This window comes from Formosa algae (genome assembly GCF_001439665.1).
Classification (GTDB): Bacteria; Bacteroidota; Bacteroidia; order Flavobacteriales; family Flavobacteriaceae; genus Formosa; species Formosa algae.
Genome location: NZ_LMAK01000025.1, coordinates 21,307 through 28,522, shown reverse-complemented (window position 1 = coordinate 28,522; position 7,216 = coordinate 21,307). Strand labels below are relative to the sequence as shown.

6 protein-coding genes are annotated in these 7,216 nt (G+C 33.0%); 4 read left to right on the top strand and 2 right to left on the bottom strand.

Translation table 11 applies throughout. The annotated features are described in order from the left end of the window. Both AST99_RS08895 and AST99_RS08890 read left to right on the top strand, forming a co-directional pair. Positions 1-822 (top strand): sodium/proton-translocating pyrophosphatase (locus tag AST99_RS08895; RefSeq protein WP_198151447.1); only part of this gene is annotated, 822 nt, incomplete at its 5' end. Between the two features lie 132 nt (positions 823-954). Continuing rightward, positions 955-1,953 (top strand): App1 family protein, encoded by a 999-nt coding sequence (locus AST99_RS08890; protein WP_057781490.1) that lies wholly within the window; start codon positions 955-957, stop codon positions 1,951-1,953. A gap of 4 nt (positions 1,954-1,957) precedes the next feature. Here AST99_RS08890 and AST99_RS08885 read toward each other — a convergent pair whose 3' ends face one another. Next, positions 1,958-2,572 carry a deoxynucleoside kinase gene (locus tag AST99_RS08885; RefSeq protein ID WP_057781489.1) on the bottom strand — a complete coding sequence of 205 codons (615 nt, stop codon included), beginning with the start codon at positions 2,570-2,572 and terminating at the stop codon, positions 1,958-1,960. A gap of 3 nt (positions 2,573-2,575) precedes the next feature. After that, positions 2,576-3,355, bottom strand: coding sequence for a hypothetical protein (locus tag AST99_RS08880; protein ID WP_057781488.1), 780 nt, complete (start codon positions 3,353-3,355; stop codon positions 2,576-2,578). 159 nt (positions 3,356-3,514) lie between these two features. On the opposite strand from AST99_RS08880, the gene AST99_RS08875 reads away from it, so the two are divergent. Then, complete coding sequence (locus AST99_RS08875; RefSeq protein ID WP_057781487.1) at positions 3,515-4,372, top strand: GLPGLI family protein; 858 nt, start codon at positions 3,515-3,517, stop codon at positions 4,370-4,372. Positions 4,373-4,410: 38 nt separating this feature from the next. Beyond that, on the top strand, positions 4,411-7,116 hold the full coding sequence (locus tag AST99_RS08870; protein ID WP_057781486.1) for a carboxypeptidase-like regulatory domain-containing protein: 2,706 nt from the start codon (positions 4,411-4,413) through the stop codon (positions 7,114-7,116). Positions 7,117-7,216: the final 100 nt, after the last annotated feature.

Sequence of the window (7,216 nt, the reverse complement as noted above, 5' to 3'; positions counted from 1 at the left end):
AGACCAGATATTATGGCGGGACTATTAGTAGGTGGTATGTTACCATTTGTATTCTCAGCTTTGTCTATGAATGCTGTTGGTCGTGCTGCTATGGCAATGATTGAAGAAGTGCGTCGTCAATTTAGAGATATTCCAGAATTAAAAGCAGCCTTAGTTGTTATGCGTAAATATGATTCTGATATGAGTAAAGCCTCAGTAGAAGATCGTGCCATATTTGATAAAGCTGATGGTGTTGCAGATTATGGAAAATGTATCGATATTTCTACTAAAGCTTCTATAAAAGAAATGGTTTTACCCGGGTTATTAGCTATTGCTGTGCCCGTTGCTGTTGGTTTTATAGGTGGTGCAGAAATGCTTGGAGGACTTCTTGCTGGAGTAACCACTTGTGGTGTTTTAATGGCTATTTTCCAATCTAACGCCGGTGGTGCATGGGATAATGCTAAAAAAACTATAGAAGAACAGGGTAAAAAAGGAACAGATGCACATAAAGCTGCTGTTGTAGGAGATACTGTTGGAGATCCGTTTAAAGATACTTCAGGACCTTCATTAAATATTCTATTAAAATTAATGTCTGTTGTAGCCTTGGTTATTGCTCCAAGTATTGCGTTAAATGCAGATAGTCTTACAAGTTATAATGAAGATGTTTTAAATAACAACCAAACCGAACTGGTTCAGGGCGTTGAGCAAGATGTTGAAATTATAATAAATGAAGCTGGAGATAAAATAGCTGAAGTAACTACCGTGAAAATTGTTGATGGTAAGAAGGTTGTAGAAACCATAACTTACGAAGGCTCAGATGTAAATCAGTTTATTCATAAATAATTAACTTCGTCTTTAGGCTTAGTAAACAAAAAACCGTCTAGAATTTTAGTTTTAGACGGTTTTTTAGTGTCCAATACGCTACTAATTTGGTAATAATCCGGTATTTTTACATTATGTTTTTTAAAATTAAAAATGTTTAAAAGAGATCCCCTACAAATTATAGCATTTCAAAGTTATGGCACTGCTTCTCGTTTTTATTTACGAGGCCGCGCTTTAGAAGATGAAACTATAGACTTGGAGCAAAAAGGGTTGTTTAAATTGTTAATAAACACGTATAAACGTTTTGAAAGTGATGAGGTTAAAAATGTAGAGCTAAATTTACGTTTACCGGACGATACTGTAATTAAAGTAAAAACTGACGATCATGGGTATTTTAAATCTGAAGAAAACCTAGAACATTTAGATCAGCTTACCAATGAAGAAGGTTGGTTACAAGTCGTTGCTTCATACAGTGATGTTAATATTAAGCGTAAAATCACAAATGAAAATCGTTTTCCTGCACAAATTTTAATTCCGCCTAAGACCGCAAAGTTTGGAGTTATTAGTGATATAGACGATACGATAATGCTCACAGGAGTTGCTTCCATTTTAAAATGGCGTGTATTAGTAAACACTTTCTTTAAAGGTGCTTTTAAAAGAATTCCTCTAGAAGGTGCGGCAGAATTTTATAATATGTTGCATATTGGTGTTTCAGGAAAAGATGCTAATCCAATTTTTTATGTGAGCCACAGTCCTTGGAATTTGTATCGGTATTTAACGTTCTTCCTTAAAACAAATAATTTTCCAAAAGGACCAATACTTTTGCGAAGTATGAATACCATCTTCAAGAAAAAGAAAGCAAACGAGAAACCTCAGAAGCAAATGGAGATTATTAATATTTTGAATATGTATCCTAAATTATCGTTTATACTTATTGGAGATAGTGGGGAACACGATGCAGATATTTATATTGAAATTGCAGAATTATTTCCTAATCGTATATCGGCTATTTATTTAAGATGCGTAGGACACAAAGAAAAGATGATACGCGTTGAAGGATTGTTTAATAGTTATAAAACAACTCCCGCGTTATTAGTAAAGTCTAGTAAAGAAGCTATTAATCACGCGAGAGCAAGTGGTTTTATAAAATAAGGTTTTAGAATAAACCGTTTATTTCGGCATCTATTCTATTTATAATATATCCTAAATCCTCTGGATTGTCTACAAAATCTAAATTATCTACATCAATAATTAGAAGTTTTCCTTTGTCGTAACCATGAATCCAGGCCTCGTAACGCTCGTTTAATCGGCTTAAATAATCTATACTAATAGAGTTTTCATAATCTCTACCACGTTTCTGTATTTGTCCTACTAAATTAGGAATAGAACTTCTTAAGTAAATTAGTAAATCTGGCCCTTGAACCACAGATTCCATTAGATCGAAAAGAGAACGGTAATTCTCGAAATCACGATTTGTCATTAAGCCCATGGCATGTAAATTGGGAGCGAAAATATGAGCATCTTCGTAAATAGTTCGGTCTTGAACAATATCTTTTCCGCTTTCTCTAATCTGAAGGACTTGTCTAAAACGGCTGTTTAAAAAATAAACTTGTAAGTTAAAACTCCAACGTTCCATTTGGTTGTAAAAATCGTCTAAATATGGATTATCTACAACGTCTTCAAGTTGGGCTTCCCATTTAAAATGTTTAGCAAGTAATTTAGTTAGCGTAGTTTTTCCTGCGCCAATATTTCCGGCAATTGCAACATGCATAGCTTATGGTGTTATTAAATGGAATTGATTCAAATTTTTCAGGTCGTAAATATACAAGGTTTGGTTCGTAAGCAAAAACTGTTTGATTAATAAATCAGGTAAGTTTAGTTTCACAAAGTCTGTGCTGCCCTTTTTCAAATAGTATAGGGTGTTGTTTTTTTGAAGCACTAAATTCTCATTACTCTCATCGAGTTTATTAAATCCATCATTCTTAATTTTCTGAACCAAAGATCCAACATAATTAAACTGATAAATATAATCTGTAGTAAGTAGCCAGCACCAATTATAATTACTCACCATATCTAAAACTTCAGAATTTATAGGTGTAGTTGCTGCTCTTAAAGTGTTTGTTTTATAATCAAACAGTTCTAGTTGTTGAGTGTTGTCGTTTAAAATCCAGAGTGTCGTATCGTAGCCGGTAGAGACAAACAATGGATTTCTATAAGGTGTAAGGCTGTTAAAGTCTATTTTATAAATTTCAGCCAATCGATTATCTAAAATCATAACCGTATTAAAATTTTTGTAGAACAGATTTAAGCGTAAAGGATTAAATGTATTGGCACTACTTATGCTACCCAGCTGCAGGTTGGTGTAATGCAAGGTTTGAGTGGCTGTCTGTTTAGAAAATTCATTATTATTAATATAATATGTGGTTTCAACAGCATCTGTATCAACAAAAGTAGACACATTAAGAGGTTTTGTTTGTTTTAAATTCACTTCTATAGCCGTTTGGCTTTGCGTCATTACAGAAGAGAAAAGAAAGATGTAAAGCATAAATTTCATAAGTGAAAAGTACAAAAAAGGGCGGAGTATTTTAATATATACCCTGAGATGTCACGTGAATACTTGCTTTTTTAATAAAAAAAATAAAAAAGCATTAAACGAATTCTAAAAACGAGAGTCTTATAAAAACAGATTAACCCTGATTAATTAATTATACATATGAAATTACAACTATTAAAACTGTTTTTGGTGTGTTTATGCACATCATTTTCATTCTCTGCTCTAGCACAAGCAGACTTTCAAGGAAAAGCCTATTACGAATCTAAAACAACTGCAGAGATGCCAGATTTTGGAGGAAGACAAATAAGTGATGAGCAGAAAAAACGAATTGAAGAGCGTATGAAATCTTTGTTTGAGAAATCATATATTTTATCGTTTAACCGTTCTGAATCTATTTATAAAGAAGAAGAAAAATTAGCAGCGCCTTCGTCTTCTGGAGGTAGAGGTTTTAGAGGTCCAGGCGATCTTTCTGCAGGACCTAAGTATAAAAATATAAAAACAAATCAAGTGATTGTAGACCAAGAGTTTTTTGGAAAACAGTTTCTTATTAAAGATAGTCTTCCAAAATTAGTTTGGAAAATGGAAAACGAAACCAAACAAATTGGTCAGTATACTTGTTTTAAAGCGACAGCCGTAAAAATGGTTAGTGGTACAGATATTACTAGTTTTAGAGGTCCAAGACGTGGAGGTGAAGACGAAGATAAATCTAAAGAAGAAGAAACAGTAGAACCTAGAGAGGTTACAGTAACCGCTTGGTACACACCTCAAATTCCAGTGAATCAAGGTCCTGATGATTATTGGGGATTACCAGGATTAATTTTGGAAGTTAGCGCAGATAAAACAACCATACTTTGTTCTAAAATTGTATTGAATGCAAAAGACGATACTGAAATTAAAATACCAACTAAGGGTAAAGTCGTAACGCAAGAAGAGTACACAGAAATTGCCACAAAGAAAATGGCAGAATTACGTGAATCTTTTAGTGGACGTGGCCCAGGTGGTGGAGGTAGAAGATAATTAATAGTATTGTTTTACATAAAATTCAAATAAAAGAAATGAAAAAAGGATTAATTATTCTTTTGCTTTTAGCTTTTAATATAAGTTTTGGGCAGTTAAAGTTAGAAGGTGTTGTTAAAGATAGCGTGGGTAGTCCGTTAGAATTAGCCAATGTTATTGCGATTAATACCGAAAGTCAGGCGTTAGAATCTTACGGGATTACAGACCCAGACGGTAAATATAAATTATCGGTATCTAAAAATTCTAAGTATAATGTTCAGGTGAGTTATATTGGTATGAAAACCGAGCAAATTGCTATAGAGACTACCGATAAGAATGTGTACAAAACATTCACCTTAAGCAATGACAATACGTTAGACGAAGTTGAGTTAATCTACGAAATGCCAGTTACCGTGAAAGGAGATACCATTGTGTATAATGCAGACTCTTTTAAAAATGGTACAGAACGGAAATTAGAAGATGTGCTTAAAAAATTACCTGGTGTTGAAATTAATGATGATGGAGAGATAGAGGTTGAAGGTAATGTAGTGAGTAAAGTAATGGTAGATGGAAAGGATTTTTTTGATGGTGATTCCAAGTTAGCAACAGAAAACATTCCTTCTAGTGCTATTGATAAGATTGAGGTGTTAAAGAATTTTGCCGAAATAGGACAGTTAAGATCGGTAACTAATAACCAAGATAACGTAGCCATAAACATTAAACTAAAAGAAGGTAAAAAGAATTTCTGGTTTGGAGATATTACCGGTGGAGGAGGAATCGCAGACGACGATAATTTGTATCTGCTTCAGCCAAAATTATTTTATTATAGTCCGAAATACAGTATTAATTTAATCGGAGATTTAAATAATATTGGTGAAATAGCGTTTTCTAGACGAGATTATTTCAACTTTACCGGAGGTTTTAAAGCTCCTAGTAGAAGTAGCGGAACCAATATAGATTTAGGGACTAACAGTCTTGGTTTTGCATCGCTCCAAAACAATAGAGCACAAGATATAAATACAAAATTTGCAGCTGCAAACTTTAGTTATGCACCAAAAGAAACATTGACATTTAGTGGTTTCGGAATTTTTGCAAGTAACAGAATTGGTATGCAAGAGAACAACAGTATTGTGTATACTAATACAGATTTAGGTGTGCCGGACGAAACTACTCAAAGTAAAACCAAACAAAGTAGTGATTTAGGAATGTTAAAACTTAGTGTTGGGTATCAGCCAAATGTTAACAATCAATTAGATTACGATGTTATTGGTCGGATTTCTAAAGAAAACCAAGATCAGATAGAAATATCTTCAATAATAGGGAACACGGTTCAAAACGAATCGTCTAGTCCATATAGTATTAATCAAAATTTAAATTATTATTACACCTTAAGCGACAAACATATTTTTGCTTTCGAAGGTCAGCATTTATGGCAAGACGAAGATCCGTTTTACAATGCAATAATTGAGGAGAAAAGTGAATACGAAGATGCAGCAGCAGGCTTAGGTTTAGATAATTTACAAATTGATTATAATGTAAATCAAGACAAACGTGTAAAGTCTAATCAAGTAGATGCGAAGGTAGATTACTACAATGTGTTAAATGCGAAGAGTAATTTAAACTTTACTTTAGGAACGATTTATAGTAAACAAACCTTTAATTCAAATATTTTTCAGGTGTTAGACGATGGATCTACTTTCGATCCAACCCCAACAATTAATGATGGTTTAGGAATAAATAATATAGATTATACCTTTTCTGATGTGTATGTAGGGATGCATTACACCTTAAAATCTGGAATATTTACAGTTACTCCAGGTGCTACAGTACATAGTTATGCAAGTGATAATGTTCAATTTAGTGAGAAATACAAAGATAATTTCTATAAAATTCTTCCAGATTTAGATGTGCGTCTTCAGCTTAAAAAGAGTGAGCAATTAACGTTGAGCTACAATATGGAAACCCAGTTTACAGATGTGACGCAATTGGCAAAAGGTTTAGTTATGAATGATTACAACTCGTTCTTTTATGGAAATGAAGGTTTAGATAATGCTATTTCTCATGCTGTACGTTTAAGATATTCTAGTTTCAATTTATTCAATTATACTAATGTGTTTGCTAATATTAACTATAATAAAAGTATAGATAACATTAGAAATATAACCAATTTTGAAAGTGTAATACGTACCAATTCACCGTTCAATTCTGCTTATGCAGACGAAACGGTATCGGCTAGCGGACGTTTTCAAAAGCAAGTGGGCAAGTTTAAAGCTTCTGCTAGTGGATCATTTAACTATTCAAAATTTAATCAATTTATCCAGAGTGTAAGATCGGTTAATGAGAATTATACTCAGAATTATGGTGTAGAGTTAAGTTCTAATTTTAGAGATGCTCCAAATTTCGAGATCGGATATAATTATAGCATTCAAGATAACGACCAAGGAGATACAAGAACAAAGTATTTTACATCTTCTCCTAATGCAGAGTTTAATGCATTAATATGGAAAGTATTGACTTTTAAAACAGATTATACGTATAATAATTTTAGTGATGAAGATGGAAGTATTAACAGCTACGAATTCTGGAATGCATCTTTAGCATATAGAAAAGATGCAGATAGTAAGTGGGAGTTTGAACTTAAGGCGACTAACCTATTAGATACGGAATCTCAAAGCCAAAGTACCACAACAGATTATTCTGTGAGTGCTACAGATTACTTTATTCAGCCAAGGTATGTTACATTAAGAGCAGTTTATTCCCTTTAATAGCGTAAACCATGGTAAGTGTAATTTTTTTAGAGGCTTAATTGCTCATTTTCAATGTGTAAAAACAGTAGTGATAAAAAAAGATAATTTTTTATTTGAA

What these genes read in the sequence shown, in the direction of transcription:
- AST99_RS08880 (WP_057781488.1), bottom strand. Translation starts at nt 3,355, where the DNA reads ATGAAATTTATGCTTTACATCTTTCTTTTCTCTTCTGTAATGACGCAA.
- AST99_RS08870 (WP_057781486.1), top strand. Translation starts at nt 4,411, where the DNA reads ATGAAAAAAGGATTAATTATTCTTTTGCTTTTAGCTTTTAATATAAGT.
- AST99_RS08875 (WP_057781487.1), top strand. Translation starts at nt 3,515, where the DNA reads ATGAAATTACAACTATTAAAACTGTTTTTGGTGTGTTTATGCACATCA.
- AST99_RS08885 (WP_057781489.1), bottom strand. Translation starts at nt 2,572, where the DNA reads ATGCATGTTGCAATTGCCGGAAATATTGGCGCAGGAAAAACTACGCTA.
- AST99_RS08890 (WP_057781490.1), top strand. Translation starts at nt 955, where the DNA reads ATGTTTAAAAGAGATCCCCTACAAATTATAGCATTTCAAAGTTATGGC.